The 25,189-nt window shown below is 72.9% G+C and carries 19 protein-coding genes and 2 pseudogenes; 10 read left to right on the top strand and 11 right to left on the bottom strand.

Annotated elements, in window-relative coordinates; translation table 11 throughout:
- Positions 1-26 precede the first annotated feature (26 nt).
- The gene (gene ppk2 / locus HW837_RS13035; protein WP_045561340.1) at positions 27-830 is read left to right on the top strand and encodes a polyphosphate kinase 2; all 804 of its coding nucleotides are present in this window, start codon (positions 27-29) and stop codon (positions 828-830) included.
- A 22-nt stretch (positions 831-852) separates the two neighbouring features.
- On the opposite strand, the gene HW837_RS13040 is transcribed toward ppk2, so the two are convergent.
- The 8 genes and pseudogenes from HW837_RS13040 to HW837_RS48580 all read right to left on the bottom strand — a co-directional run bounded on the left by HW837_RS13040 (position 853) and on the right by HW837_RS48580 (position 9,216).
- Entirely contained in the window at positions 853-1,731 is an 879-nt protein-coding gene (locus tag HW837_RS13040; protein ID WP_193382305.1) for a universal stress protein, read from the bottom strand.
- A 5-nt stretch (positions 1,732-1,736) separates the two neighbouring features.
- Positions 1,737-2,759: an alcohol dehydrogenase AdhP gene (adhP, locus tag HW837_RS13045; protein ID WP_045561205.1), complete on the bottom strand. Its 1,023-nt coding sequence runs from the start codon at positions 2,757-2,759 to the stop codon at positions 1,737-1,739.
- Between the two features lie 25 nt (positions 2,760-2,784).
- A complete protein-coding gene (locus HW837_RS13050; protein WP_045561206.1) occupies positions 2,785-3,690 on the bottom strand; it encodes a universal stress protein in 906 nt (301 codons plus the stop codon).
- Positions 3,691-3,880: 190 nt separating this feature from the next.
- Complete coding sequence (locus tag HW837_RS13055; RefSeq protein ID WP_045561207.1) at positions 3,881-4,510, bottom strand: DoxX family membrane protein; 630 nt, start codon at positions 4,508-4,510, stop codon at positions 3,881-3,883.
- A gap of 152 nt (positions 4,511-4,662) precedes the next feature.
- Positions 4,663-5,397, bottom strand: coding sequence for a pyruvate formate-lyase-activating protein (gene pflA / locus HW837_RS13060; RefSeq protein WP_193382306.1), 735 nt, complete (start codon positions 5,395-5,397; stop codon positions 4,663-4,665).
- 5 nt (positions 5,398-5,402) lie between these two features.
- Positions 5,403-7,661, bottom strand: a pseudogene (pflB, locus tag HW837_RS13065) (formate C-acetyltransferase).
- 155 nt (positions 7,662-7,816) lie between these two features.
- A complete protein-coding gene (locus tag HW837_RS13070; protein ID WP_045561210.1) occupies positions 7,817-8,740 on the bottom strand; it encodes a carbamate kinase in 924 nt (307 codons plus the stop codon).
- Between the two features lie 185 nt (positions 8,741-8,925).
- Positions 8,926-9,216: a hypothetical protein gene (locus tag HW837_RS48580; protein ID WP_193382334.1), complete on the bottom strand. Its 291-nt coding sequence runs from the start codon at positions 9,214-9,216 to the stop codon at positions 8,926-8,928.
- Between the two features lie 196 nt (positions 9,217-9,412).
- Between HW837_RS48580 and HW837_RS13080 the strand changes: the two genes are divergently transcribed.
- The 3 genes and pseudogenes from HW837_RS13080 to HW837_RS13090 all read left to right on the top strand — a co-directional run bounded on the left by HW837_RS13080 (position 9,413) and on the right by HW837_RS13090 (position 11,002).
- Positions 9,413-9,877 (top strand): cyclic nucleotide-binding domain-containing protein, encoded by a 465-nt coding sequence (locus tag HW837_RS13080; RefSeq protein ID WP_193382308.1) that lies wholly within the window; start codon positions 9,413-9,415, stop codon positions 9,875-9,877.
- Positions 9,878-9,923: 46 nt separating this feature from the next.
- Positions 9,924-10,606, top strand: a pseudogene (locus HW837_RS13085) (CBS domain-containing protein).
- Positions 10,607-10,675: 69 nt separating this feature from the next.
- Positions 10,676-11,002 (top strand): hypothetical protein, encoded by a 327-nt coding sequence (locus HW837_RS13090; RefSeq protein ID WP_045561214.1) that lies wholly within the window; start codon positions 10,676-10,678, stop codon positions 11,000-11,002.
- A 104-nt stretch (positions 11,003-11,106) separates the two neighbouring features.
- Here the strand turns inward: HW837_RS13090 and HW837_RS13095 are convergent, their stop codons facing one another.
- Positions 11,107-12,354, bottom strand: a complete 1,248-nt coding sequence (locus tag HW837_RS13095; RefSeq protein ID WP_045561215.1) for an MFS transporter — start codon at positions 12,352-12,354, stop codon at positions 11,107-11,109.
- A gap of 355 nt (positions 12,355-12,709) precedes the next feature.
- On the opposite strand from HW837_RS13095, the gene HW837_RS13100 reads away from it, so the two are divergent.
- Genes HW837_RS13100 through HW837_RS13120 form a run of 5 tightly spaced genes read left to right on the top strand, consistent with a single transcriptional unit; the run spans position 12,710 to position 21,350 of the window.
- Positions 12,710-16,420, top strand: a complete 3,711-nt coding sequence (locus tag HW837_RS13100; RefSeq protein ID WP_045561216.1) for a nitrate reductase subunit alpha — start codon at positions 12,710-12,712, stop codon at positions 16,418-16,420.
- Between the two features lies 1 nt (position 16,421).
- Positions 16,422-17,951 carry a nitrate reductase subunit beta gene (gene narH / locus HW837_RS13105; RefSeq protein WP_045561217.1) on the top strand — a complete coding sequence of 510 codons (1,530 nt, stop codon included), beginning with the start codon at positions 16,422-16,424 and terminating at the stop codon, positions 17,949-17,951.
- Positions 17,948-18,733: a nitrate reductase molybdenum cofactor assembly chaperone gene (narJ, locus tag HW837_RS13110; protein ID WP_045561218.1), complete on the top strand. Its 786-nt coding sequence runs from the start codon at positions 17,948-17,950 to the stop codon at positions 18,731-18,733. Before narH ends, narJ begins: the two co-directional genes overlap by 4 nt.
- Positions 18,730-19,476, top strand: coding sequence for a respiratory nitrate reductase subunit gamma (gene narI / locus HW837_RS13115; protein ID WP_045561219.1), 747 nt, complete (start codon positions 18,730-18,732; stop codon positions 19,474-19,476). Before narJ ends, narI begins: the two co-directional genes overlap by 4 nt.
- 47 nt (positions 19,477-19,523) lie before the next feature.
- Positions 19,524-21,350 carry a serine/threonine-protein kinase gene (locus tag HW837_RS13120; protein ID WP_193379697.1) on the top strand — a complete coding sequence of 609 codons (1,827 nt, stop codon included), beginning with the start codon at positions 19,524-19,526 and terminating at the stop codon, positions 21,348-21,350.
- Between the two features lie 65 nt (positions 21,351-21,415).
- Here HW837_RS13120 and pgm read toward each other — a convergent pair whose 3' ends face one another.
- Complete coding sequence (gene pgm, locus HW837_RS13125; RefSeq protein ID WP_193379696.1) at positions 21,416-23,056, bottom strand: phosphoglucomutase (alpha-D-glucose-1,6-bisphosphate-dependent); 1,641 nt, start codon at positions 23,054-23,056, stop codon at positions 21,416-21,418.
- Positions 23,057-23,214: 158 nt separating this feature from the next.
- Here pgm and HW837_RS13130 point away from each other — a divergent pair, with 158 nt between their 5' ends.
- The gene (locus HW837_RS13130) at positions 23,215-23,862 is read left to right on the top strand and encodes a class I SAM-dependent methyltransferase (protein ID WP_193379695.1); all 648 of its coding nucleotides are present in this window, start codon (positions 23,215-23,217) and stop codon (positions 23,860-23,862) included.
- 95 nt (positions 23,863-23,957) lie between these two features.
- On the opposite strand, the gene HW837_RS13135 is transcribed toward HW837_RS13130, so the two are convergent.
- Complete coding sequence (locus HW837_RS13135) at positions 23,958-25,139, bottom strand: MerR family transcriptional regulator (RefSeq protein ID WP_045561223.1); 1,182 nt, start codon at positions 25,137-25,139, stop codon at positions 23,958-23,960.
- Between the last annotated feature and the right edge of the window lie 50 nt (positions 25,140-25,189).

The following is a 25,189-nucleotide window of genomic DNA, read 5'->3' on the forward strand; positions in this document are numbered from 1 at the left end:
CGGGTCGTCGGGCGGTGGAGGACGGCATGGCCGGCAAGAAGGCGACGAAGGTGTCGCGTGCGGCGTACGAGCAGGAACTGCTGCGTCTGCAGACGGAGTTGGTGAAACTCCAGGAGTGGGTGCGGGCCGAGGGCGCCCGGCTGGTCGTGGTCTTCGAGGGGCGGGACGCGGCGGGCAAGGGCGGCACGATCAAGCGGGTCGCCGAGCACCTCAACCCCCGTGTCGCCCGGATCGCCGCGCTCCCCAAGCCGACGGAACGCGAGCGCACGCAGTGGTACTTCCAGCGGTACGTCGAGCAGTTGCCGGCCGCCGGGGAGATCGTGCTGTTCGACCGGTCCTGGTACAACCGGGCCGGTGTGGAGCACGTCATGGGCTTCTGCACACAGGAGGAGTATCAGCTTTTTCTCCGCCAATGCCCCATTTTCGAGCGCATGTTGATCGAGGACGGGGTCCTGCTGCGCAAATACTGGTTCTCGGTGAGCGACACCGAGCAGCAGGAGCGCTTCCGGCGCCGGCTGGAGGACCCGCTGCGGCGCTGGAAGCTGTCGCCGATGGACCTGGAGTCGCTCACCCGCTGGGAGGCGTACTCGCGCGCCAAGGACGAGATGATGGTGCACACCGACATCACCGAGGCGCCGTGGTACGTCGTGGAGAGCGACGACAAGCGCCGGGCCCGGCTGAACATGATCGCCCATCTGCTGGCGTCCGTGCCGTACCACGAGGTGCTGCCCCCGGTGCTCGAACTGCCGGCGCGCCCGCCGTCGACCGGCTACGAGCGCTCGCCGCGCGATCTGCGGACCTACGTCCCCGATCACGCGGCGGATCTCTGAGCGACGGCCGGTCACCGGGCGCTCACTCCGGCTCGGGCACGATCACGACCGGGCAGGCGGAGTGGTGCAGCACGCCGTGCGTCACCCGGCCCAGCTGGAGCCCGAAGTGCCGCTGCCGGCGCCTGGACCCGATGACGAGCAGGTCGGCGTCGCGGGAGGCGTCCGACAGCACGGTCCGGGCATGGCCCTCGGCGGTACGGCGGCGCAGCCGGACATCCTCGGGGGCCTTCTCGAGGGCGGCCTCCAGCCCCTCCACGGCCCGCTCCTCGTGCAGCCGCGCCGGCTCCCCCGTGAGCAGCGGGTGGTCGGTGCTCTCGTGGGCGGGGCACCGCCAGGCCCGTACGGCCTCGACCTCGGCGCCGCGCCGCCGGGCCTCCTCGAAGGCGAACCGGACCGCCGCCGAGGACGTCGGCCGCTCTCCGACGCCGACGACGATCCGGCCGTACGTTGCGGGCAGGGCCCGGTTGTCGTGGCTGCCGCGTACGACGACCATCGGGCAGTGCGCGTGCGCGGCCACCGTGAGGCTCACCGAGCCCAGGAGCGCCTCGGTGAGGCTGCTGCGGCCGCGCGTGCCCGTCACCAGCAGGGACGCGGTGCGGCTCTCCCGCAGGAGCGTGTACTCGGGCTCCTCGGGCAGCACCTCGGTGGTGATCTTCACCTCCGGGTGACGGAGGCCGGCCCGCTGGGCGGCGCTCTCCACGATCACCTCGGCCCGCACCCCCTCGAGCGGCTCGCCCACGTCCTCGGCGACATGAGCGCCCTCGTAGCGCTCCCACAGCGAGGCGTACACCAGCCGCAGCGGCGCCCCGCGCAGCGCGGCCTCGTCGGCCGCCCAGTCCACGGCCCTGAGGCTCGGCTCGGAGCCGTCCACGCCGACGACGACCGGCAGGTCCCTCGACATCGCGCTCACCGTCCCGTACCCATGTCGAACACGATCCGGGCCTTGACCTGGCCGCGCAGCACCTCGTCGATGGAGTCGTTGACGGAGGCCAGCGGGCGGGTCTCGCAGATGACCCGGGTGCGGCCGGCCGCGTGCAGCTGGAAGACCTCGGCGAGGTCCTGCCGGGTGCCCACGATCGAGCCGATCACACTCGTGCCGTTCAGGACGGTGTCGAAGATCGGGACCTGGACGGTGCCGTGGGCGGGCAGGGCGACCATGACGAGCTTGCCGCCGCGCCTGAGGCCCGTGTTGACGGCCGCGAAGGCCGCGTCGTTCACGGCGAGGGCGATGGCCGCGTGGGCGCCGCCGTGCCGCTTGAGCACCTCGCCGACGTCCTCCTTGCGGGCGTCGACGACGAGGTCGGCACCGAGCTCGGTGGCCAGTTCGAGCTTCTCGTCGGTGACATCGATCGCCGCGACGGTCGCTCCGGCGATCCTGGCGTACTGCACGGCGAGGTGGCCGAGCCCGCCGATCCCGGAGATCGCGACCAGTTGCGAGGGCCGCACGTCGGCGACCTTGAGCGCCTTGTACGTGGTCACCCCGGCGCAGGTGAGCGGTGCCGCGTCGACGGCGGTGACACCGTCCGGTACCGGCTGGGCGAAGTCGGCCCAGGCCAGCATCTTCTCGGCGTACCCCCCGTCGCAGCCGTAGCCGGTGTTGATCTGCTGCTCGCACAGCGTCTCCCAGCCGGACAGGCAGTGTTCGCACCGCCCGCAGGCCCTGCCCAGCCAGGGCACGGCGACACGCTGGCCGAGGCGGAGGTGGGTGACGCCGTCACCGAGCTTCTCGACCAGGCCGACGCCCTCGTGACCGGGGACGAACGGCGGGTTCGGCTTGACGGGCCAGTCGCCGCGGGCGGCGTGGATGTCGGTGTGGCACAGTCCGGAGGCCTCGACACGGATGCGGACCTGACCGGGGCCGGGCTCGGGGTCGGGGCGGTCCTCGATGACCAGGGGCTCGCCGAAGGCTCGGACGACCGCTGCCTTCATGGGTTCAACTCCTCGGGTGGTGGCGTCAGTTGTGCGGGACGACGGCGACGGGGGCGGTGCTGTGGTGCAGGACCGCGTGGGTGACGGGGCCGATGTGGGCGCCGAAGGGGTTGCGGCGGATCCGGCGGCCCACGACGACCAGGGAGGCTTCGCGGGACGCGTCGACGAGGTGGTGACCGGGGGTGCCGTAGTGCGACTCCTCGGTGACCTCGACGTTCGGGTGCTTCTCGCGCCACGGGCGCAGGGCCTCGGTCAGGGCGGTGCTCTCGCTGCGGGCGAGGGCCCCGTGCAGTTCGAGGTCGACGGAGAGGCCGTAGGCGTAGTAGGGGGGCGGGTTCCAGCCGTGCACGACGCGCAGGGAGGTGTCCCTGCGGGCGGCCGCCGCGAACGCGAACTCGATCAGTTCCTCGTCGGGGCTCTCGATGTCGAGGCCGAGGACGACGGGCCGGAACGGTGTCGCCGCGGACGGGATGCCGGCCGGGTCCATCTCGTGCTCGTCGGAGGCCAGTTCGGCGGCACGGACCAGGACGGTCGGCCGTTCGGCGTGCGCCACGACTCCCAGCCCGACCGAGCCGACCATGAAGCCGCCGACGCCGCTCAGTCCGCGGGAGCCCAGGACCAGCAGTTCGGCGTCCTTCGCCTCGTCGACCAGCACCTCGGCGGGACGACCGGAGGCGTGCTCGGTGACGACCTCCAGCCCGGGGTGACGCAGGCGGATGCCCTCGGCCGCCTCGCGAGGGACGCGCTCGGTCCAGTGCTGCTGGGTCTCCGTGCCGAGCAGCGGTGCCTGCGCCATGGGGGCCGGGACGGGCTCCCAGACGTGGACCAGCTTCAGCGGGACGCCGAGCAGAAGGGCCTCACGGGCCGCCCACTCGGCCGCCGAGCGGCTCTCACGGGAGCCGTCGAGGCCGACGGTGACGGTGCGGTTCATGATCTCCACCTTTTGGGGTCGGGGTTCTGATCGGAGGGTTCGCGCGAGGGCTTCGGGCTCCCGATTCGAGCTTCGTCCGCCGGAGCGCTTCCCGGCAGGGGCCGCAGGTCCCTCGGGAGGGCCGACCGGCCCTGCCCGGGGCCGTGGTGGAGCTGCGGGCCCACCGTCGGGCCCGCGGCCCCTCCCGCGGTCAACGCAGCCAGGGGCTGCGGCGCACCGGCGGGAGACCGGCCCAGAACCTGCCCAGGCCCAGCGTGTTGCCGGCGGCCGTGGCGGCGAGCACCACCATGACGACGGCGTAGACGAGGTGGTACTCCGCGAAGGGGTTCGTCGACATGCTCGGCGAACCGTCCGACAGGTGCTGCGCGGGCGGCCATTCGGCGATCCACATCAGCGCCATCATCACCGTGCCGGCGGCGGCCGTGAGCCGCAGCGCCACACCGGCGGTGAGGGCGAGGCCGATGCCGAGCAGACCGAGCATGAACAGCCAGTCGGCCCACGGGTCCCCCGCCCAGGAGTGGAAGGTGGACTCCATCGGGCCGACGGCCACGGAGCCGAGGAAGCCCTTGGTCGGCGAGCCGCCGTCGATCCAGCCCTTGCCGGACTGGGTGGCGTAGCCGAGGCCGAAGGTCTTGTCGAGGAACGCCCACAGGAAGACGAATCCGGTGAGCAGGCGCAGGGAGGCGAGGGCGTAGGCCGCCACCGTGTGCGTGCCGGTCGCCACCGCGAGGGCGGGCTCGGTCTCAGAGGCGGTCCGGGTCGCGCGGAAGGACGGCAGACGCAGTCCCGGCCTCCGGTGAGGGTGCTCGTGCACGGCCATGATGGGCTTCCCTTCGGGAACGGGTGGGACGTGGTGTGATGCCTTCACTCTCGTCGCGTCCGGCGGGCCGCGCCGGATGCCGAAGGTCTGCGGCAGGTGGGCTGAACGTCCCTGCACGCAAGGCCTGTTGGGCGCCGGGACCGCGGCCGGGCTCAGTAGGCGCGCACGCCGTGCGTCCTGAACCGTTCGCGGACCTGTTCGGTCAGGTCGGCGTCCGGGCAGGGGGTGTCGCGGAGCGGGAACGGCAGCCCGAGAGCCTCGTACTTGGCGGCGCCGAGCCTGTGGAAGGGCAGGACGTCCACGCGGTCGACCGCGCCGAGGCCGGCCACGAAGCGGGCGAGGCCCTCGACGGACTCCGGTTCGTCCGTCCAGCCGGGCACCAGGACGTATCTGATCCACATCGGGACGCCGAGCCGGTCGAGGCGGGTGGCGAAGTTCAGGGTGGGGCCCAGTTCACCGCCCGTGAGCCGCCGGTAGGTGGTGACGTCGAAGGACTTGATGTCCAGCAGGACCAGGTCCGTGACGGACAGGAGTTCGTCGGTGGCGCGGGCGCCGAGGAGACCCGAGGTGTCGAGGGCGGTGTGGAGCCCCAGCTCCTTGCAGCGACGCAGCACCTCCCCGGTGAAACCCGGTTGGAGGAGCGGTTCGCCGCCCGTGAGGGTGACTCCGCCGCCGGCCGTGGTGAGGAACGCGTGGTACTTCTCGATCTCCTCCATCACCTCGTCGACCGTCGTCTCCTTCCCGTCGCGCATGTGCCAGGTGTCGGGGTTGGCGCAGTACAGACAGCGCAGCGGACAGCCGGCGACGAAGAGGACGAAGCGGGTCCCGGGACCGTCCACGCCGGTGGACAGGTCCCAGGAGTGGATCCGACCCCTGGGCGAGGGCATCCGGCTCACATCGACCCGTGGAAGGTACGGCTGATCACGTCGAGCTGCTGCTCGCGGGTGAGCCGGACGAAGTTGACGGCGTATCCGGAGACGCGGACGGTCAGGTCGGGGTACTTCTCCGGGTGCTCCATCGCGTCCTGGAGCGTGGCGCGGTCCAGGACGTTGACGTTCATGTGGAAGCCGCCCGCCGCCGTGTAGGCGTCGAGGATGCCGACGAGATGGCCCGCGCGTTCGTCGGGACGGTGGCCGAGTCCCTCCGGAGTGACGGTCGTCGTCAGCGAGATGCCGTCGCAGGCCTGCTCGTACGGCAGTTTGGCCACCGACAGGGCAGAGGCGGCGACCCCGTGCCGGTCGCGGCCGTTCATGGGGTTGGCGCCGGGCGCGAAGGGCTGTCCGGCGCGGCGGCCGTCGGGGGTGTTGCCGGTGTGCTTGCCGTAGACCACGTTGGAGGTGATGGTGAGGACCGACTGGGTGTGTTCGGCGTCCCGGTAGGTGGGGTGTGCGCGCACCTTCGCCATGAACGACTCGACCAGGTGGACGGCGATGTCGTCGGCGCGGTCGTCGTTGTTGCCGAAGGTCGGGAAGTCCCCCTCGGTGCGGAAGTCGACGGCGAGGCCGGTGGCGTCCCGGAACACCTTCACCCGTGCGTACCTGACGGCCGACAGGCTGTCCACGGCGACCGACAGTCCCGCGATGCCGCAGGCCATGAAGCGGTGCACCGGGTGGTCGTGCAGCGCCATCTCGATGCTTTCGTAGGCGTACTTGTCGTGCATGTAGTGGATGACGTTGAGCGCGTCGACGTACGTCGCGGCCAGCCAGTCCAGGACGCGGTCGTACGCCGCGGAGAGCTCCTCGTGGTCCAGGTACTCCCCGGTGAGTGGGGGCGCGGCCGGAGCGACCTGCTCGGAGGTCATCTCGTCCCGGCCGCCGTTGACCGCGTACAGCAGTGCCTTGGCGAGGTTCACCCGTGCCCCGAAGAACTGCATCTGACGGCCCACGGCCATGGCGGAGACACAGCAGGCGATCGCCGTGTCGTCGCCGGTGCGCGGGCGCGTCAGCTCGTCGGACTCGTACTGGACGGCGCTGGTGTCGATGGAGACCTGGGCGCAGAACCGCTTGAAGCCCTCGGGCAGCCGCGGCGACCACAGCACCGTGAGGTTCGGCTCGGGGGCGGGGCCCAGGTTGTACAGCGTCTACAGGAAACGGAAGGAGGTGCGGGTGACCAGCGGGCGTCCGTCGGCGCCGATGCCGCCGATGGACTCCGTCACCCACGTGGGGTCGCCGGAGAAGAGGGCGTCGTACTCGGGCGTGCGCAGGAACCGTACGATCCGCAGCTTGATGACGAAGTCGTCGATCAGCTCCTGGGCGCGGGTCTCGTCGAGCACTCCGTCCGTCAGGTCCCGCTGGAGGTAGACGTCGAGGAAGGTCGAGGTGCGGCCCAGCGACATGGCGGCGCCGTTCTGTTCCTTCACGGCGGCGAGGTAGCCGAGGTAGAGCCACTGCACGGCCTCGTGGGCGGTGGCCGCGGGGCGGGAGACGTCGCAGCCGTAGCCGGCGGCCATCCGCGCCAGGGCGCCCAACGCCCTGATCTGTTCGGCGAGTTCCTCCCGGTCCCGGATGACGTCGGCGGTGGAGGGCCGGGCGTCCAGCAGGGCCCGCTCGGCCTTCTTGGCCTCGGTCAGCCGGTCCGTGCCGTAGAGCGCCACGCGACGGTAGTCGCCGATGATCCGGCCCCGTCCGTAGGAGTCCGGGAGCCCGGTGATGATGCCCGCTCTGCGGGCGGCCCGCATCTCGGGGGTGTAGGCGTCGAAGACGCCGTCGTTGTGGGTCTTGCGGTACGTGCCGAAGACCCGGGTGACGAACGGGTCGGGCTCGTAGCCGTAGGCGCGCAGGCCGTTCTCCACCATCCGCAGCCCGCCGTTCGGCATGATGGCGCGCTTGAGCGGCGCGTCCGTCTGCAGGCCGACGATCAGTTCGCGGTCGCGGTCGATGTACCCGGGCGCGTGCGAGGTGATCGTCGAGGGGGTCGCGGTGTCGACGTCGAGGACGCCCCGGCTCCGCTCCTCGGGGAAGAGCGCGACGATCTTCTCCCAGACGGCGCGAGTACGGTCCGTCGGGCCGGTCAGGAAGCCGGCGTCGCCCTCGTACGGTGTGTAGTTGGCCTGGATGAAGTCACGTACGTCGACCTGTTCGCGCCAGTGCGTCCCGGCGAAGTCCCGCCAGGCGTCGCTCGTTCGGCTGCCCACGGTCGTGGTCGCGGTCATCGCCGGTCCTCTCCTCGGTCGGTCGCACCTGTCTGTCCCTCGGATGCTGGTCGCTCGACGCCGGGCGCGGGGAGTGCCGAGGGGCGCACGTGACCGGGCCGTCCGGCCCTTTCTCCGGTGCCGGGCGGCCCGGGCCCCGGCGGCCTGTCGTGCGCTCACTCCGTGGGCAGCCCGGGGCGGATGAGTGTGCCCGAGAGTCCGTGGACGATCTCGTAGGCCGCGTCCAGGGCGCCGATGGCGGCCAGACCTCCGGTGCGGCTGACGAACCGGGCGGCGGCCTCGGCCTTCGGGCCCATGGAGCCGCCGGGGAAGCGGCGCCCACGCAGCTGGTCGGGGGTGGCGTCGAGGAGGGGGCGCTGCTCCGGTGTGCCGTAGCCGTCGTACACGTAGGGCACGTCCGTGAGGATCAGCAGGAAGTCGGCCTTCAGTTCCTCGGCGAGCAGGGCGGCGGTGAGGTCCTTGTCCACGACCGCCTCGACGCCGGTGAGCGCACCGGTGACCCGGTCGGCGGTGACCGGTACGCCACCCCCGCCTCCGCAGATGACCAGCGTGCCGGTGGCGAGGAGTTCACGCACCGTCTCGGTCTCCAGGACACGTTCGGGGCTCGGGGAGGGCACGACGCGCCGTCGGCCCTCGCCGGCCGGCGCCATGTGCCAGCCGTGCTCGTGGGCGAGGCGGCGGGCGACGTCCCGCGGATACACCTGGCCCACCGGCTTGGCGGGCCGGTCGAAGGCCGGGTCGTCACGCCGGACGAGGGTGTGGGTCACCAGGGTGGCGATCCGGTGGCGCGGCAGGGCGTTGTGCAGGGCGCGGGCCAGCAGGGAGCCGATCATGCCCTGTGTCTGGGCCCCGAGGAGGTGCATCGGGTAGGGCGCGCTCAGCGCGGCGTCGGACTCGCTCTCCCCCGCGAGCAGCCCGATCTGGGGGCCGTTGCCGTGGGTGACCACGATGTCGTGTTCGCGGGCCAGAGCGGCGAGGGCGGTGGCGACCCGGTCCACGTTCGCCTGCTGGACGGCCGCGTCGGGGCGATCGCCCCGGTGCAACAGGGCATTGCCGCCGAGGGCGACGACCATACGCATGACTCGGTCCTCCAAAGGGCGACGAGTACGGTCCTGACGGTGTGCGGCCGGTTCTCGGGCACGGCGCCTGCCCGGGTGCCGCAGCGCGACGGCCCGGAGGGGGGTCCTCCGGGCCGCCCGGAGCCGCCTGAGCCGCCCACGGTCGCCGCCCGGTCGGCGTGTCCCCGGACGGCGGGGCTCGCCTCTCAGTGGTGCGCCGGCGTCCGCCGGGACGGGGGCGGGGTTCGGTCCGCCGGGGTCACGGGCGGGTGATCGGGGGTGGGGTGCGCGGGGGCCGCGGGCGGGCGGGCCGGGGTTCGGGACGGCCCGTCGGGGGGCCCGTCCGTCCGGGCGGTGGGCTGCCGGTCCCGCCGGCGCCGCAGCCGCCGTGCGTACAGGGCGTCGAGCACGGCGCTCACCACGAACGTGAGCGTCGCGGACACGGCCAGGAGGACGGCGAACAGCCTCCAGAAGTCGGGAGTCAGTGAGGTACCCACGGTTCTCGTCCCCCTCGCTCGGACAGGTCTTCCCATGTCTCCATGGAACAGCGGGGCCCGGGGCGCCACAGGGTGCCGGAAGGCTCGTCCGCCGTGCCGACCGGCCCGGGTGGAGGACCGGACGGCCCATGGCGGGCGGGGACGGCGCGGCACAGGCTGGGCATGGCAGTTCCGGTAGACCGCCTGGAGGCACGCCATGATCACCACACCCACGCCCAGCATGCTGCGGGCGCTGCCCGCCGAGCATCGGCAGCGGCTGATGCGCGTCGCCCGGGAGGTGGCGTTCCCCCAGGGGACACGGCTGTTCGAGGAGGGGAGCCGTGCCGACCGGTTCTGGATCATCCGCACGGGCAGCGTGGAACTCGACATGCGGGTGCCGGGCCGCCGGCCGGCCGTCATCGAGTCGCTGCGGCACAACGAACTCGTCGGCTGGTCCTGGCTGTTCCCCCCGCACGTCTGGCACCTGGGCGCCGAGGCGACGACACCGGTGCGGGCGTACGAGTTCGACGCCACGGCCGTGCGTCTCATGTGCCAGGAGGACCCGGCCATGGGCCGGGCCGTCGGCCTGTGGGTCGGAGAGGTGCTCGCCCACCGGCTGCAGGCGGCACGGAGCCGGCTGCTGGACCTGTACGCCCCCTACGGCGCCGGCCACGTCGGCTGAGGCCACCCGCCGCCTCCTCCCCCGCACGGACCTCGAAGGAGAGATCATGCACGGCACACCGCACGTCGTCGGCGACGTCATGACCCGCACGGTCGTGACCGTCGGTCGTGGGACGGTCTTCAAGGAGATCGTCCGGCTGATGCGGGACAGGCGGATCAGTGCCGTGCCCGTGGTCGAGACAGGGGCCGGGTGGTCGGTGTCGTCTCCGAGGCGGACCTGTTGCCCAAGGAGGAGTTCCGCGACAGCGACCCCGACCGGTACACCCAGCTGCGGCGCCTGGCGGATCTCGCGAAGGCCGGTGCGGTGACCGCCGAGGAGCTGATGACCACCCCCGCCCTCACGGTCGGGTCGGGGGAGACGCTCGCCCAGGCGGCCCGCACGATGGCCCGGGCCAGGGTCAAGCGGCTTCCGGTGGTCGACGCGGGCGGAGTGCTGGTCGGCGTCGTCAGCCGCGCGGATCTGCTGAAGGTGTTCCTCCGCACCGACGAGGAGATCGCCGAGGAGGTCCGCCGTGAGGTCGTCGCCTACCTCTTCCCCTCCCCGGCCTCCGCGGTCCGGCTGGACGTGCGGGACGGTGTCGTACGACTGGGCGGCCGGGTCCGGGACACCTCGCTGGTACCGGTGGCGGCCCGGCTGGTGCGTGCCGTGGAGGGTGTGGTGTCCGTCGATTTCGACCTGACGCCTCCCGGGACGTCGGCGCGGCCGCAGGAGGCGTCCGCGACCCGATGAGTTCGCCGAAGGGCGCCGGCGGGCCGACGACGAGTGGCGTCGGCCCGCCCTGCTGCGTCCGGCGAGCACATGGCGATCGTCGAGGCGGCCCACCACGAGGTGATCCATCTCGCCCGTCGCACGCCGCTGCTCGGCCGACGCCCGTACGGTTCCGGACGGCGGACACGGGCAGCCGGCGTCACCGGGCGGCGCCCCAACACGCCGTCGCCGTCGGCCACATGGTCACGCATCTTCGCAGCCGCCGGCACCGACGACACCGTCGCCGCCAGCCGCGCGCCCTCGCCCTGCGCCAGGCGAGGGGCGCCGTGGCCGAGCCGCGAGTACGAGCGAGACCGTGTCCCGGCGCTGCGCTCGCCTCTCACCTGGACCCTGTGCCGTTCCAGCGGACACCGGTGACCACTGCGTGGAGCATGAGGCGGGAGGAGTGTCGCCCGGACGTGACGCGGAGCCGCACCCTCGCCCCCTGTCCTGGTGGCGAGCGTGCGGACGCCTGCCGGCGGTCAACGAGAGCGGGCCGGGGCCGTGCGGTGGGTCAGGGCCGTCCTGACGCCCGTCTCGGTGAAGGTCAGGGCCACCGCCGCGACGAGGCCCAGCAGGACGAGTCCGAGGGCGTACGACCCGTAGGCGCCGTACAGCGAGCCCATCACCAGTGGGGGTACGAAGCCGCCGAGCCCACCGGCCGCTCCGACGACCCCGGTGACCGAGCCGACCTTGTTCGCGGGAGCCAGCAGCGCCACCAGGGCGAACACCGCTCCGCTGCCCGCGCCCAGCGCGGCCGCCATCGTCAGGAAGGCGATCGTGCCGACGGGTGCCAGGGCCGGGGTGAGTGCCTGGACGCTGGCGCCCGCCAGTACCGCGCCGAGGGCGACGGCCAGGACCCGGACCGGTCCGAGGCGGTCCGACAGCCAACCGCCGATCGGCCGCATCGCCACCGCCAGGAGCACGAAACCGGCCATTCGGTTCGCCGCGTCGGCCTGGGCGAGGCCGTAGCCGGTCCTGAGGTAGGTGGGCAGGTAGACGGAGAAGGCGACGTACCCGCCGAAGGCGACGGCGTACAGGGCGGAGGCCTGCCAGGTGACGCCGAGACGCAGGGTGTCGGCCAGCCGTCGCGAGAGCGGCTCGGTGGGCACGGCGCGGCCGGGCGCGTCCCGCAGCAGCAGCGCGGCGGCGACGGCGTACGCCACCAGCACGGCCGCGGTGAGCAGGAAGGGGTTCGCCATGCCGTGGGCGTCGACCAGCTTCACCGTGGTGAGGGCGCTGATCGCCGTGCCGCCCATGCCCATGCCGAAGACACCGATGGCGAGTCCCCGCCGCTCGGGCGGGAACCAGGCTCCGACGAAGGGCACCCCCACGGCGAACGCGGTGCCGCCGACGCCGAGGAAGAACCCGCCGACCAGAAGCGCCGCGAGCGAGGAGTGACCGGCCAGGCCCAGGTAGAGCACGGGCAGGACGGTGACCGCCGAGACGAGGGGGAACATCACGCGTCCGCCGAGCCGGTCCGTCAGCGCGCCGACGGGGACCCGCCCGAGGGAGCCGACCACGACGGGGACCGCCACCAGCAGCGACTGCTGGAAGGAGGTGAGATCCAGACTGTCCTTGAAGCGGGGGCCGAGAGGGCTCAGCAGGGCCCAGGCCCAGAAGTTCACGGCGAAGCCGACGGTGGCCAGGGCCAGCATCAGCCAGGCCCGGCCGGGCACGGCACCACCCGCCGCCACTCCGGCGTCCTCCGTTGTCGACGACTGCTCCATGGTGTCCGTCCCTTCCCTGTCCCCTGTGTGCGGATGGCGGGCTCGCGCTCCGGCCGAGGGCACGGACGTCATGCGACTTCACCGTGCGCGGACCTGGTGCCCGGGCTCCGTGGCCGGGCCGCGGTCCGGCTTCGTCCGGCTCCCTGGCCGGTCGGCGAGAACCCGCGTCAACTGTCGGCAGCGGCCGATCCGTTGGGCATGGGCCATCAGTCCCTCCCGGCGGCCGGACGGCCCCGAAGCCGGGGACAGGGCCGTTCGGCCCTGATCGGGGCGGTCCCGATGGGGCCGGTCGGGCATCCCGTAGGGACCGCCGACCCCGGGTGCGCCGGGGGCAGCCCCGCCTAGCGTCCTGGCCATGGACGACGAGCAGAACGCAGGGCGACGCCGGGAGACGCGCGGCGGCGAGGGATGGCCGCTCGCGGCACGGAGGTTGCTCACCCGCCGCGAGGTGTCGGCCGACGGCCGTGCCGTGTTCGGCGAGGCCGACCCCCGCTGGGAGAGCTTCTACCGGGACCGCTGGGCCCACGACAAGGTCGTGCGCTCGACGCACGGGGTGAACTGCACCGGCTCCTGCTCGTGGATGGTGTACGTCAAGGACGGCATCATCACCTGGGAGCACCAGGCGACCGACTACCCGTCGATCGGCGCGGACTGCCCCGAGTACGAGCCCCGCGGCTGCCCCCGGGGCGCCTCGTTCTCCTGGTACACGTACTCGCCCAGCCGGGTCCGGTACCCCTACGTACGAGGGGAGTTGCTGAAGCTGTGGCGCGAGTCCCGGCGGCGGCTCGGCGACCCGGTCGCGGCCTGGGCCGAGATCACCGGCGACCCCGCCAAGGCCCGCGCGTACAAGCGGGCGCGCGGCAAGGGCGGCCTGGTGCGCGCCGACTGGGACGAGGTGAGCGAACTGGTCGCCGCCGCCCACGTCCACACCGTCAGGACGTACGGGCCCGACCGGGTCGCCGGCTTCTCCCCCATCCCCGCGATGTCCATGGCGTCCTTCGCCGCCGGCGCCCGTTTCATGTCGCTCATCGGCGGCACGCTGCTGTCCTTCTACGACTGGTACGCGGACCTGCCGATCGCCTCCCCGCAGGTCTTCGGCGACCAGACCGACGTGCCTGAGGCGGCCGACTGGTGGAACGCGGGCTATCTGATCATGTGGGGCTCGAACATCCCCGTCACCCGCACCCCCGACGCTCACTTCCTCACCGAGACCCGCTACAACGGCACCAAGGTCGTGGCGGTCAGCCCGGACTACGCCGACAACGTCAAGCACGCCGACGAGTGGCTGGCCCCGCACCCGGGCACGGACGGCGCGCTGGCGATGGCCATGGGGCACGTGATCCTGCGCGAGTTCCTGGTGGACCGCGAAGTGCCCTACTTCCGGGACTACTTGAGGACGTACACGGACGCCCCGTTCCTGGTGACCTTGCGCGAGCACGACCGGCACGGTCTGGTCCCGGACGGGTTCCTGACCGCCGCCGACCTCGGCCACGACGAGGAGACCGAGGAGAACGCGGAGTTCAAGACCGTCCTCCTGGACCGGGCCACCGGCGAACCGGTGGTCCCCGGCGGCTCGCTCGGCTTCCGGTGGGGGGAGGCCGGGCGAGGCCGCTGGAACCTCGACCTGGGCGAGGTGGTTCCCGAGCTGAGCCTGCTCGAACGGGCCGAGGAAACGGCCGAGATCACCCTGCCGCGCTTCGACGAGGGCCCGACGGAGGGCGGCTCGACGATGGTGCGCGGGGTCCCGGTGCGCCGGATCGGCGGGCGCCTGGTGACCACGGTCTTCGACCTGATGCTGGCGCAGTACGGGGTGGAGCGGCCGGGGCTGCCGGGCAGCTGGCCGGCGTCGTACGAGGACGCCTCACAGCCGTACACCCCCGCGTGGCAGGAGACCATCACCTCCGTGCCGGCCGGGCAGGCCGCCCGGATCGCCCGGGAGTTCGCCCGCAACGCGGAGCGGACCGAGGGCCGTTCGATGATCGCCCTCGGCGCCGGCACCAACCACTGGTTCCACTCCGACACCATCTACCGGGCCTTCCTCGCCCTGGTCACGATGACCGGCTGCCAGGGCGTCAACGGCGGCGGCTGGGCGCACTACGTGGGCCAGGAGAAGATCCGCCCGATCACCGGCCTTCAGCATCTGGCCTTCGCGTTCGACTGGCAGCGGCCCACCCGGCACATGGCCGGCACTTCGTACTGGTACCTCAACACCGACCAGTGGCGCTACGAGGCCTTCGGGCCGGACGAGTTGGCGTCCCCGCTGGGCGAGGGCCGCTTCACCGGCCGGGCGACCGCCGACTGTCTGGCCCAGGCGATCAGGATGGGGTGGACGCCGGGCCACCCGGGGTTCGGCCGCAATCCGCTCGACCTCGCCGACGAGGCCGCCGCCGCGGGCCGCCCGGTCGCCGAGCACATCGTGGACGAGCTGAGGTCCGGGCGGCTGCGGTTCGCCGCCGAGGACCCGGACGACCCGGCGAACTTCCCGCGCGTGCTGACGGTGTGGCGGGCCAACCTGCTCGGTTCCTCCGGGAAGGGCAACGAGTACTTCCTGCGCCACCTCCTGGGCACGGACGCTGCGGTCCGCTCCGAGGAGACCCCGCCCGAGGGGCGCCCGAAGGACGTGGTGTGGCGGGAGGAGGCCCCCGAGGGCAAGCTCGACCTGCTGGTGACGATGGACTTCCGGATGACCTCCACCGGGCTGCTCGCCGACGTGGTCCTGCCGGCGGCCACCTGGTACGAGAAGGACGACCTGTCCAGCACGGACATGCACCCCTTCGTGCACGCCTTCACCCCTGCCATCGCACCGCCCTGGCAGGCCCGCACCGACTACGACGCCTTCCTGACGATCGCCGACCGCTTCAGCGAGCTGGCCGCCGAGCACCTCGGCACCCGCACCGACGTCCTCGCCGTCCCACTGCTGCACGACACCCCCGACGAACTCGCCCAGCCCGGCGGGGTGGTCCGGGACTGGAAGGCGGGTGAGTGCGAGCCGGTCCCGGGGCGGACCATGCCGAAGCTGGTCACGATCGAGCGGGACTACACCGCCGTGGCGCAGAAGATGCGTGCCGTCGGCCCGCTCCTCGACACACTGGGCACCACGACGAAGGGCGTCACCGTCCACCCGGGCCGGGAGGTGGCCGAGCTGGGACGCCTCAACGGCACCGTGGCGGACGGGGTGGGCGCCGGACGGCCCTCGCTGGCCACCGCCACCCACATGTGCGACGCGATCCTCGCCCTGTCCGGCACCACCAACGGCCGTCTGGCCACCGAGGGCTTCCGGCAGCTGAGGGACCGTACCGGCAGCGACGGCCTGGTGGAGCTGTCCGCCGAACGCGAGGCCGAGCGCGTCACCTTCGCCGACACCCGCACCCAGCCCCGCGCGGTGCTGACGTCGTACGAGTGGTCGGGCAGCGAGACGGGCGGGCGCCGCTACTCCCCGTTCGTCATCAACGTCGAGCACAAGAAGCCCTGGCACACCCTCACCGGCCGTCAGCACTTCTTCGTCCAGCACGACTGGATCGCCGAGATGGGCGAGCAACTGCCCGTCTACCGGCCACCGTTGAACACCAGCCGACACTACGGCAACGAAGAACTGGGCGGCGACCGGGCCGAGGTGACGGTCCGTTACCTCACGCCGCACTCCAAGTGGTCCATCCACTCGGAGTACCAGGACAACGCGTACATGCTCGCCCTGTCCCGGGGCGGGCCGGTGATCTGGATGTCCACCGCCGACGCCGAGAAGATCGGCGTGAGGGACAACGAGTGGATCGAGGCGTACAACCGCAACGGCGTCGTCGCCGCGCGGGCCGTGGTCACCCACCGCATGCCCGAGGGCACGGTGTACATGTACCACGCCAAGGACCGCACGGTGAACGTCCCGAAGACCGAGGTCAGCGGCCGCCGCGGCGGCATCCACAACTCCCTGACCCGGCTCCTGGTCAAGCCCACCCATCTCGCGGGCGGCTACGCCCAGTTCACCTACGCCTTCAACTACTACGGCCCCACCGGCAACCAGCGCGACGAGGTCACGGTCATCCGCCGCCGCTCGCAGGACGTGGAGTACTGACATGAGGGTCATGGCACAGGTGGCGATGGTGATGAACCTCGACAAGTGCATCGGCTGCCACACCTGCTCGGTCACCTGCAAGCAGACCTGGAGCAACCGCACCGGGGTCGAGTACGCCTGGTTCAACAACGTCGAGACCAAACCCGGCGTCGGCTACCCGCGCCGCTACGAGGACCAGGAGCAGTGGAAGGGCGGCTGGATGCTCGACCGCCGCGGACGGCTCGTCCTGCGCTCCGGCGGACGCGTGAAGCGGCTGCTGTCCCTGTTCTCCAACCCCGATCTGCCCTCCATCGAGGACTACTACGAGCCCGTCACCTACGACTACGACAACCTGGTCGGCGCCCCCGCCGGCCCGGACCTGCCGGTGGCCCGCCCCCGCTCGGTGCTCACCGGCAAGCCGACCGCCGTCACCTGGGGCGCGAACTGGGAGGACGGCCTCGGTGGCGCTCCCGAGCACGCGGGCGGCGACCCGAACCTGACCGGCGCGTGGGCCGAGAAGGTGCGGTTCGAGTTCGAGCAGACCTTCCTCTTCCACCTGCCCCGGCTGTGCGAGCACTGCCTCAACCCGGCCTGTGTGTCGGCCTGTCCGTCCGGCGCCCTGTACAAGCGGGTCGAGGACGGCATCGTCCTCGTCGACCAGGACCGCTGCCGGGGCTGGCGGATGTGCGTGACGGCGTGCCCGTACAAGAAGGTGTACGTCAACCACGCCACCGGCAAGGCCGAGAAGTGCACCTTCTGCTTCCCGCGCGTCGAGGCCGGGCAGCCCACCGTCTGCTCCGAGACCTGCGTCGGCCGCCTGCGCTACCTCGGCCTGCTCCTCTACGACGCCGACCGGGTCGGCGAGGCCGCCGCCACCCCGGACGAGCGGGACCTCCTGGACGCGCAGCGGGGTGTGTTCCTCGACCCGCGGGACCCCGAGGTCGTCACCGCCGCAAGGGAGTCGGGCATCCCCGAGGACTGGCTGGAGGCCGCGCGCCGCTCCCCCGTCTACGAGTTGGTGGCGCGCCACAGGGTGGCCCTGCCGCTGCACCCGGAGTACCGCACCCTGCCGATGGTCTGGTACGTCCCCCCGCTCTCCCCGGTCCTCGACGCGGTCGACGCGGCCGGCGGCGACCAGGACGACCCCGACCATGTCTTCGCCGCCGTCACCCGGTTGCGCATCCCGCTGGAGTACCTGGCGGAGCTGTTCACCGCCGGGGACACCGACGCCGTCGCCGGGGTGCTGATGAAACTCACCGCGCTGCGCTCGTACATGCGTGCACGCACCCTGGGCGAGGAGGGCGACCGGGCCGTGCTCGACGCCGTCGGCATGACCGGGCGTGACGCCGAGGACCTGCACCGGCTCCTCGCGGTCGCGAAGTACGCCGACCGGTACGTCGTCCCCGCCGCCCACAAGGAGGACGGTGCCGCGCTGAGCGCGGTGGAGAACCGCTGTCCCGTCGAGGCCCCCGGCGACCAGCGGTCCGGCCGCCGCGTGCTGCTCGGCCTGCCCACCCTGCGCCGCGACACCACCACCGGAGGCCACTCGTGAGCCCACTGCCGGCGACGATCCCCGCCCTCGTCCGCACTCGCGTCCGGGCCGCCGTGCGCCGCCCGTCCCGCGCCACCCGCGAGGAGGCCGAGGCCCTCCCGCTGCTGCTGCGGCTGTGCTCCCTGCTGCTCCAGTACCCGGACCGCGAACTCACGGAAGCCGGGCCCGAGTTGGCTGCGACGGTCGCGGCGTTGCCGCCCTCCCCCGCCGCGACGCGCCTGGCCGCGTTCACGACCTGGTTCGCCGCCCAGGGACCGGACGGGCCGCAGCGCCACTACGTGGAGATGTTCGACCTGCGCCGTAGGAGCAGCCTGTACCTGACCTACTACCTGCACGGCGACACCCGCCGACGGGGCATGGCCCTGCTCACGCTGCACCAGCGGTACCGGGCGGCGGGCTGGGACGCCGACACCGGCGAACTCCCCGACCACCTCCCCGTGGTGCTGGAGTTCGCCGCCCTCGCCGGGCCCCGGACGGGACAGGCGCCGCTACGTCAGCACCGGCGGGGCCTGGAACTCATCCACCACGCCCTGACCGACGCCGACTCGCCGTACCGGCACGTCCTCGCCGCCCTGCTCACCCTCCTGCCGCCGCCCACCGAGGCCGATCTGAAGGCGGTCGCCGAGCTGGCCGCGCAGGGGCCGCCCGAGGAGGACGTCGGCCTCGACCCCTACGGGACGTACGGCGCGGGCGAGTTCGCGCCGCCGGCCGCCTTCGTACCGCCCGAGCAGGCACCACCCACCCGTATGCCGCCCCTCTCGTCCCCGGAAGGCCCCCGATGAACGCCCCGGACACCACCCTGGCCGCGACGAGCGGCGCCGATCTGCTGCTGTGGGTGGCCTTCCCGTACGTCTGTCTCGCCGTGTTCACCGTCGGCCATGTGTGGCGCTACCGCCACGACCAGTTCGGCTGGACCACCCACACCAGTCAGCTCCTCGAACACCGCTGGCTGCGCTGGGGCAGCCCGCTGTTCCACCTGGGGACCTTCATGGTCGTCGCGGGCCACGTGGTGGGCCTCGCGGTGCCCGCGTCCTGGACGGAGGGGGCCGGGATCTCCGAGCACGCCTATCACACGACCGCCGTCTGGGCGGGGTCGGTGGCGGGCGCGGCGATGGTCGTCGGGCTCGGCATGCTGTGCGCCCGGCGTCTGCTGACCCGCAGGATCCGCCTCACCACCGACCGCGGCGACAAGCTGCTGTTCCCGCTGCTGTCCGCCACCGTCCTGCTCGGCATCACCGCCACCACCGCCCACAACGTGTTCGGCGGCGGCTACGACTACCGCTCCACCGTCTCCGTGTGGTTCCGGGGCCTGTTCACCCTCCAGCCCCAGCCGGAGGCGATCGCCGGGGCACCGCCGCTGTTCCAACTGCACGCCCTCAGCGCCTGCCTCCTCTTCGCCGCCTGGCCGTTCACCCGGCTCGTGCACGTGTGGAGCGCACCGGTCGGCTACCTCGTCCGCCCCTACCTGGTCTACCGCGGACGCGGCACCTCCGCGTCCCCGTCGACCCGGCCGGCGGGCGGCTGACCACCTGGCGGCGAATGCTGTCGGTTGCTGCCACTATGCTCCCGCCCATGAACGAGGACGACAGAGGCCCCGGAAGACGAGTCGTCGACGGGCGCTTCGAGTTGGAGACCCGTCTCGGCGGGGGTGGGATGGGGACCGTCTGGCGGGCCAGGGACCTGGTGCTGCACAGGCTCGTGGCCGTCAAGGAGGTCCGCCCGCCCGACCGGGACCTCGCCGAGTACGACCCCGAGGGCGCGCGGACCCTGCGGGAGCGGGTGCTGCGCGAGGCCAGGGCGCTGGCCCGCATCGACCATCCGAACGTCGTCACCATCCACCACATCGTCGACGGCGGTGAGGGCACCTACCCGTGGATCGTGATGGAACTGGTCAGCGGCGGCTCGCTGGCCGACCGGCTGGCCGAGGGCCCGATGCCGCCGGCCGAGGCCGCACGGCTCGGCCGGCAGGTGCTGGGCGCGCTGACCGCCGCGCACGACGCCGGCATCCAGCACCGGGACGTCAAGCCGGCCAACGTCCTGCTGCGTCCCGACGGACGTCCCGTCCTCACCGACTTCGGTATCGCGGCGATCCGCGAGACGAGCGGCCTCACCGCCACCGGCTCCGTCATCGGAACGCCGGACTTCATGGCACCGGAACGCATATCGGGGCAGGAGGGCGGGTCCGCCTCCGACCTGTGGTCGCTGGCGATGATGCTGTACGCCGCCGTGGAGGGCCACCACCCGCTGCGCCGGGGCTCCACCCTGGCCACGCTCGCCGCGGTCCTCAACGACGACGTGGCGCCTCCCCGGCACGCCGGTGCCCTGGGCGACGTCCTGATGAGCGTGCTCGTGCGGGACCCGGCGGCACGGCCGTCGGCGGCCGAACTGGACCGGCGACTCGCCGAGGTCGAGTCGGGGCCGGCGGGTCCGACGGGACCGGCCGTGTGGGACGAGCCCACGTCGTACCCGCTGACCCCGCCGACCCCCGCCACCGGGGTCGGGACGGGCGCCCCGGGTACGACGCATGTCACCGCGGCGGGCTTCGGTCCGCCGCCGGCGCTGACACCCTCGGTCCACCCGCCGTTCGACCGGACCCCACCCATGCACACACCGCCGGGTCAGCCGCCGCTGGTCCAGTCGCTGCCGGGGAAGGTGTCGTACCAGCCGGTGACCGCGCCCGTGAACGGGGCACAGCGGCGCGGGCCGCGTCTCGGCGCCCTGCTGAGCATCTCGGGCGTGTCGCTGGCCGGTGTCCTGGTCCTGCTGTGGTGGCTGCTGCCCCTCGACGACACCGGTGACGCGAACGCCACCGTCCAGCCGACCAGGTCGACCTCGACGTCGCAGTCCCAGTCGCAGTCGCAGTCGCAGGCCGCCGCCACGCCGACCGACGACGCCTCACCGACCGAGGCCCCGGAGACGGAGCAGCCGGACGACGTCGTGACCGGCGGCATGCTGACCCCGGACGGCATCCGCACGGCGATCAAGGCGTTCGAGAAGGAGACCGGCCGCGACCGGTACGGGGACTTCTCGGTCTACCCGGACTATGTGTCGGCCCAGCTCATGGTCGACGGCAGTGACACCAAGTACGACACCTACACCTACCGCCCGGGGCGGGGCGTGGAGAAGGGCATCATCAAGGGCACCCTCGCCGGCGGCGAACAGCCCGTCAGCCTCGACGACTTCGACTGGGACAAGGTCCCCGCACTCCTGAAGCAGGCGGAGAAGAAGCTCAACGTCCCCGATCCGGTGAACCGTTACCTGCTGGTGCGACAGCCCAACGACATCTTCGACACTCCGGCCGGGATGGCCGTCTACCTGAGCGACGAGTACAACCAGTCCGGATATCTGGAGGCCGACCCGAACGGCAAGGTGACCCGCGTGTACCCCGCGGCGGGCTGACCCGGCACCCGGGGGTGCCGGGGGCGGCGTTCCACCCCGCCCGCACGCCCCCGGGTGCCCGCGCGTCAGCCGCCCAGGGCCGTGAGCACCACCGACCTGGCCTCGTCCTGGACGCGGCGCAGGTGGTCCGGGCCGAGGAAGGACTCGCCGTAGATCTTGTAGACGTCCTCCGTGCCCGAAGGACGGGCGGCGAACCAGGCGTTGGCCGTGGCGACCTTGATGCCGCCGAGGGCGGCGCCGTTGCCGGGGGCTTCGGTGAGGACCGAGGTCACCGGCTCACCGGCGAGGGTGTCGGCGGTGACCTGGCTCGGGGACAACTTGGCGAGCAGCGCCTTCTCCTCGCGGGACGCCGGGGCGTCGACGCGCGCGTAGGCGGGGGCGCCGAACCGTTCGGTGAGCTCGGCGTAGTGCTGCGAGGGGGTCTTGCCGGTGACGGCCGTGATCTCCGAGGCGAGCAGCGCCAGGATGACGCCGTCCTTGTCGGTGGTCCACACCGACCCGTCGCGGCGCAGGAAGGACGCGCCGGCCGACTCCTCGCCGCCGAAGCCGAGGCTGCCGTCGGACAGGCCGTCCACGAACCACTTGAAGCCGACCGGGACTTCGACCAGCTCGCGGCCGACGTCCGCGGCGACCCGGTCGATCATGCTGGACGACACCAGGGTCTTGCCGATCCCGGCGCCCGCCGGCCACTGCTCGCGGTGCGAGAAGAGGTACGAGATCGCCACGGCCAGATAGTGGTTGGGGTTCATCAGGCCCCCGTCCGGCGTGACGATCCCGTGCCGGTCGGCGTCGGCGTCGTTGCCGGTCGCGATGTCGAACCGGTCGCGCCGCTCGATGAGGGAGGCCATGGCGTACGGGGAGGAGCAGTCCATGCGGATCTTGCCGTCCCAGTCCAGCGTCATGAAGCGCCAGGTGGGGTCGGTGAGCGGGTTCACCACCGTGAGGTCGAGCCGGTGCTGATCGGCGATGCGGCCCCAGTAGGCGACCGAGGCGCCGCCGAGCGGGTCGGCGCCGATGCGTACGCCGGCGGCACGGATCGCGTCCAGGTCCAGGACGCTCGGCAGGTCCGCCACGTAGGCCCCGAGGAAGTCGTGGCGGCCGGTGCCGGGGGCGGCCAGGGCACGGGCGTACGGGATGCGCCGTACGTCCTTCAGGCCGCCCGCGATGATGTCGTTGGCCCGGTCCTGGATCCAGGAGGTCGCGTCGGAACCGGCCGGTCCGCCGCTCGGCGGGTTGTACTTGAAACCGCCGTCGGCGGGCGGGTTGTGCGACGGGGTGACCACCACGCCGTCCGCGAGGCCGGACGTACGGCCGCGGTTGTGGGTGAGGATGGCGAGCGAGACCGCCGGAGTGGGTGTGTAGCCGTCGGCCTGGTCGATGAGGACGGTCACGTCGTTGGCGGCGAAGACCTCCAGTGCCGTGATCCGCGCGGGCTCGGAGAGGGCGTGGGTGTCGGCGCCGAGGAAGAGGGGGCCGTCGGTGCCCTGGGCGGCGCGGTATTCACAGATGGCCTGGCTGGTGGCGGCGATGTGGTCCTCGTTGAACGCCGCCGCGAGGGAGGAGCCGCGGTGTCCCGAGGTGCCGAACGCCACCCGCTGCCCGGGATCGGCCGGGTCGGGATGGAGCGCGTAGTACGCCGTGACCAGACGGGCCACGTCGATGAGGTCCTCGGGCCCGGCGACCTGTCCCGCTCGCGCGTTCTGCATTTCCCCGCTCCTCCGCAAAGGTCGACCGTTGAGTACGGAGCTCATTCTCCCCTGCCGGGCCCGTCGGGACGCACGCGCACCGGGCGCCCGTTGTGACCGTGCGCGGCGGGTGCGACGATACGGGTCGGTGAGCGACGGGACAGCGAAGGGACGTCGACGTGAGGCACGAGGACCAACGGCCGCCCGCCGCCGTGCTGTTCGACGCGCTGGGACCCGCCTACGAGAAGGCGTTCGCCCATGCTCCCGCCCATCTGTCCGCCCTCCGGTGGCTGATCGAGCGACTGCCGCCGGCCGCGCGGACGCTGGACGTGGGCAGCGGCACCGGGCGGCCGACGGCGGCCTCGCTGGTCGAGGCGGGCCACTCCGTGGTGGGCGTGGACGTCTCGCCCGTCATGGTCGACATCGCCGCCCGGCAGGTTCCCGGGGCCGAGTTCCGCCGCGGCGACATCCGCGATCTGCCCCTGGACGCCGACGTGTTCGACGGCGTGTGCGTGTTCTTCTCGCTGCTGCAGATGACCCGTGCCGAGCAGTCGGCGCTGACGCGGCGCCTCGCCCGCGCCCTCCGGCCGGGTGGGCATCTGGTGCTGGCCACCGTGCCCGCGGACGTGGAGGGCGTCGAGGTGGTCTTCATGGGCCGGCCGGTCCGCGCGACCAGCTTCGCCGCGGAGGGCGTCGTCGCCATGGTGGAGGCGGCGGGGCTGACGGTCCTGTCCCGCCACGACGCCGTCTTCACCCCGGACCATCCGGACGCCGGTCCCGAACCCCATCTCTTCCTGTACTGCCGACGCGACGGGACCGGCGACTGAGGACCGGCGGCGACTGAGGCGCGGACCCACCGCGCAAACTCCCACCTCCGTGTCGACGCTCACAGTCGCGCCGACTCGCACCGCCGCGCCGACGCTCACGGTCGCGTCGTCGCGGAGAGCGGGACGAGCGTGGTCACCGCGTCGTGCAGTCCGGACGGCCGCAGCAGTTCCTCCGGGGTACGGCGCCCCCACCCCGGGCCGCACAGCAGGACGGGACTGTGTCTGCGCGCTCCCCTGATCCCCCAGCGGGTCGCCGCGACGCGCTGGGCCAGCGACAGGGCGGCGGTGGGCCGCGACTGCGCCCACAGCGCGACCGCGGCCGGGGCGACCCGTCGTACGGCTCCCTCCAGTGCCTCGGCCGGGACCGCCCCACCGAGCATCAGCACCGGGACGTGCCGCTCCGCCAGCGCGGCGGCGAGCGCCTCCAGCGGCAGCGTGTGGTGTTCGTCGGGCAGGCAGGCCAGCAGGACGGGCGCGGCCTGCCCGGGCGGCGGCGCCGAGAGGTACACGTGCCGCAGCGTGGTGGAGATGTGCCAGGACAACAGGTGCTCGACCTCCACGTACCGGTCGCCGGAGGACTCCCACTTGCGGCCGACCGCGCGCAGGGTGGGCGCCATCACCTCCTCCCACGCGACGACGAGCCCGTGGGCGCGCACCACGGCCCGGAGTTGTTCCTGCACGGCCGCCGCGTCCAGCCGGACGGCGGCACGGGCCAGACCGCGGCACTCCTGGCGCACGTCGCCCAGGGGCAGGGCGGAGGCCGGGGAACGACCGCGCCGCGCCCACACACTCGGGGCGGCGCGTTCGGGTGGCGCGTCGGGTACGGGCGGCGCGTCGGGTACGGGCGAGCCGGCCGGTTCGGGCGGCGGGACGAGGGCCGGGGGCCCGGCCGGTTCGGCATGGTCGACGTCGCCTGCGCGCGCGGCCGGTGGGACGACGGTCATCTCGGCGGCGGCTCGCCCCCGGGCCCGCTCGATGGCGGCGCGGGCAGCCTCCGCCGGGGGCACTCCCGCTGCCGTCAGCCGGCACATCTCCTGCAGCATCGCCACGTCGTCGGGCGACCAGCGACGCTGGCGGCCCTCGGCCCGTACGGCGGGCCCCAGGCCGTAGCGGCGGTCCCAGGAGCGCAGCGTCGTCGGTGACACGCCCAGCCTGCGCGCGAGGAAGCCCGTCGTCACCCCGTGCCGGGGCGGTTCCGCGTCCGGTTCCGGCGCGAGCGCGGCGTTCGGGCGGCTCGGGACGGGCGCCACCGGACCGGGCGTCAGCCGCTCCGACATGTTCCCGCCTCCTTCCGCCCCCTGGGTGGGCCAGCGGGCCGGGTGAAGTC

Origin of the sequence: Streptomyces caniscabiei (assembly GCF_014930365.1) — a bacterium.
Lineage (GTDB): Bacteria > Actinomycetota > Actinomycetes > Streptomycetales > Streptomycetaceae > Streptomyces > Streptomyces caniscabiei.

Coding starts and splice junctions, on each gene's coding strand:
- ppk2 (WP_045561340.1), top strand. CDS start 27: ATGGCCGGCAAGAAGGCGACGAAGGTGTCGCGTGCGGCGTACGAGCAG.
- HW837_RS13040 (WP_193382305.1), bottom strand. CDS start 1,731: ATGTCGAGGGACCTGCCGGTCGTCGTCGGCGTGGACGGCTCCGAGCCG.
- adhP (WP_045561205.1), bottom strand. CDS start 2,759: ATGAAGGCAGCGGTCGTCCGAGCCTTCGGCGAGCCCCTGGTCATCGAG.
- HW837_RS13050 (WP_045561206.1), bottom strand. CDS start 3,690: ATGAACCGCACCGTCACCGTCGGCCTCGACGGCTCCCGTGAGAGCCGC.
- HW837_RS13055 (WP_045561207.1), bottom strand. CDS start 4,510: ATGGCCGTGCACGAGCACCCTCACCGGAGGCCGGGACTGCGTCTGCCG.
- pflA (WP_193382306.1), bottom strand. CDS start 5,397: ATGCCCTCGCCCAGGGGTCGGATCCACTCCTGGGACCTGTCCACCGGC.
- HW837_RS13070 (WP_045561210.1), bottom strand. CDS start 8,740: ATGCGTATGGTCGTCGCCCTCGGCGGCAATGCCCTGTTGCACCGGGGC.
- HW837_RS13080 (WP_193382308.1), top strand. CDS start 9,413: ATGATCACCACACCCACGCCCAGCATGCTGCGGGCGCTGCCCGCCGAG.
- HW837_RS13090 (WP_045561214.1), top strand. CDS start 10,676: ATGGCGATCGTCGAGGCGGCCCACCACGAGGTGATCCATCTCGCCCGT.
- HW837_RS13095 (WP_045561215.1), bottom strand. CDS start 12,354: ATGGAGCAGTCGTCGACAACGGAGGACGCCGGAGTGGCGGCGGGTGGT.
- HW837_RS13100 (WP_045561216.1), top strand. CDS start 12,710: ATGGACGACGAGCAGAACGCAGGGCGACGCCGGGAGACGCGCGGCGGC.
- narH (WP_045561217.1), top strand. CDS start 16,422: ATGAGGGTCATGGCACAGGTGGCGATGGTGATGAACCTCGACAAGTGC.
- narI (WP_045561219.1), top strand. CDS start 18,730: ATGAACGCCCCGGACACCACCCTGGCCGCGACGAGCGGCGCCGATCTG.
- HW837_RS13120 (WP_193379697.1), top strand. CDS start 19,524: ATGAACGAGGACGACAGAGGCCCCGGAAGACGAGTCGTCGACGGGCGC.
- pgm (WP_193379696.1), bottom strand. CDS start 23,056: ATGCAGAACGCGCGAGCGGGACAGGTCGCCGGGCCCGAGGACCTCATC.
- HW837_RS13135 (WP_045561223.1), bottom strand. CDS start 25,139: ATGTCGGAGCGGCTGACGCCCGGTCCGGTGGCGCCCGTCCCGAGCCGC.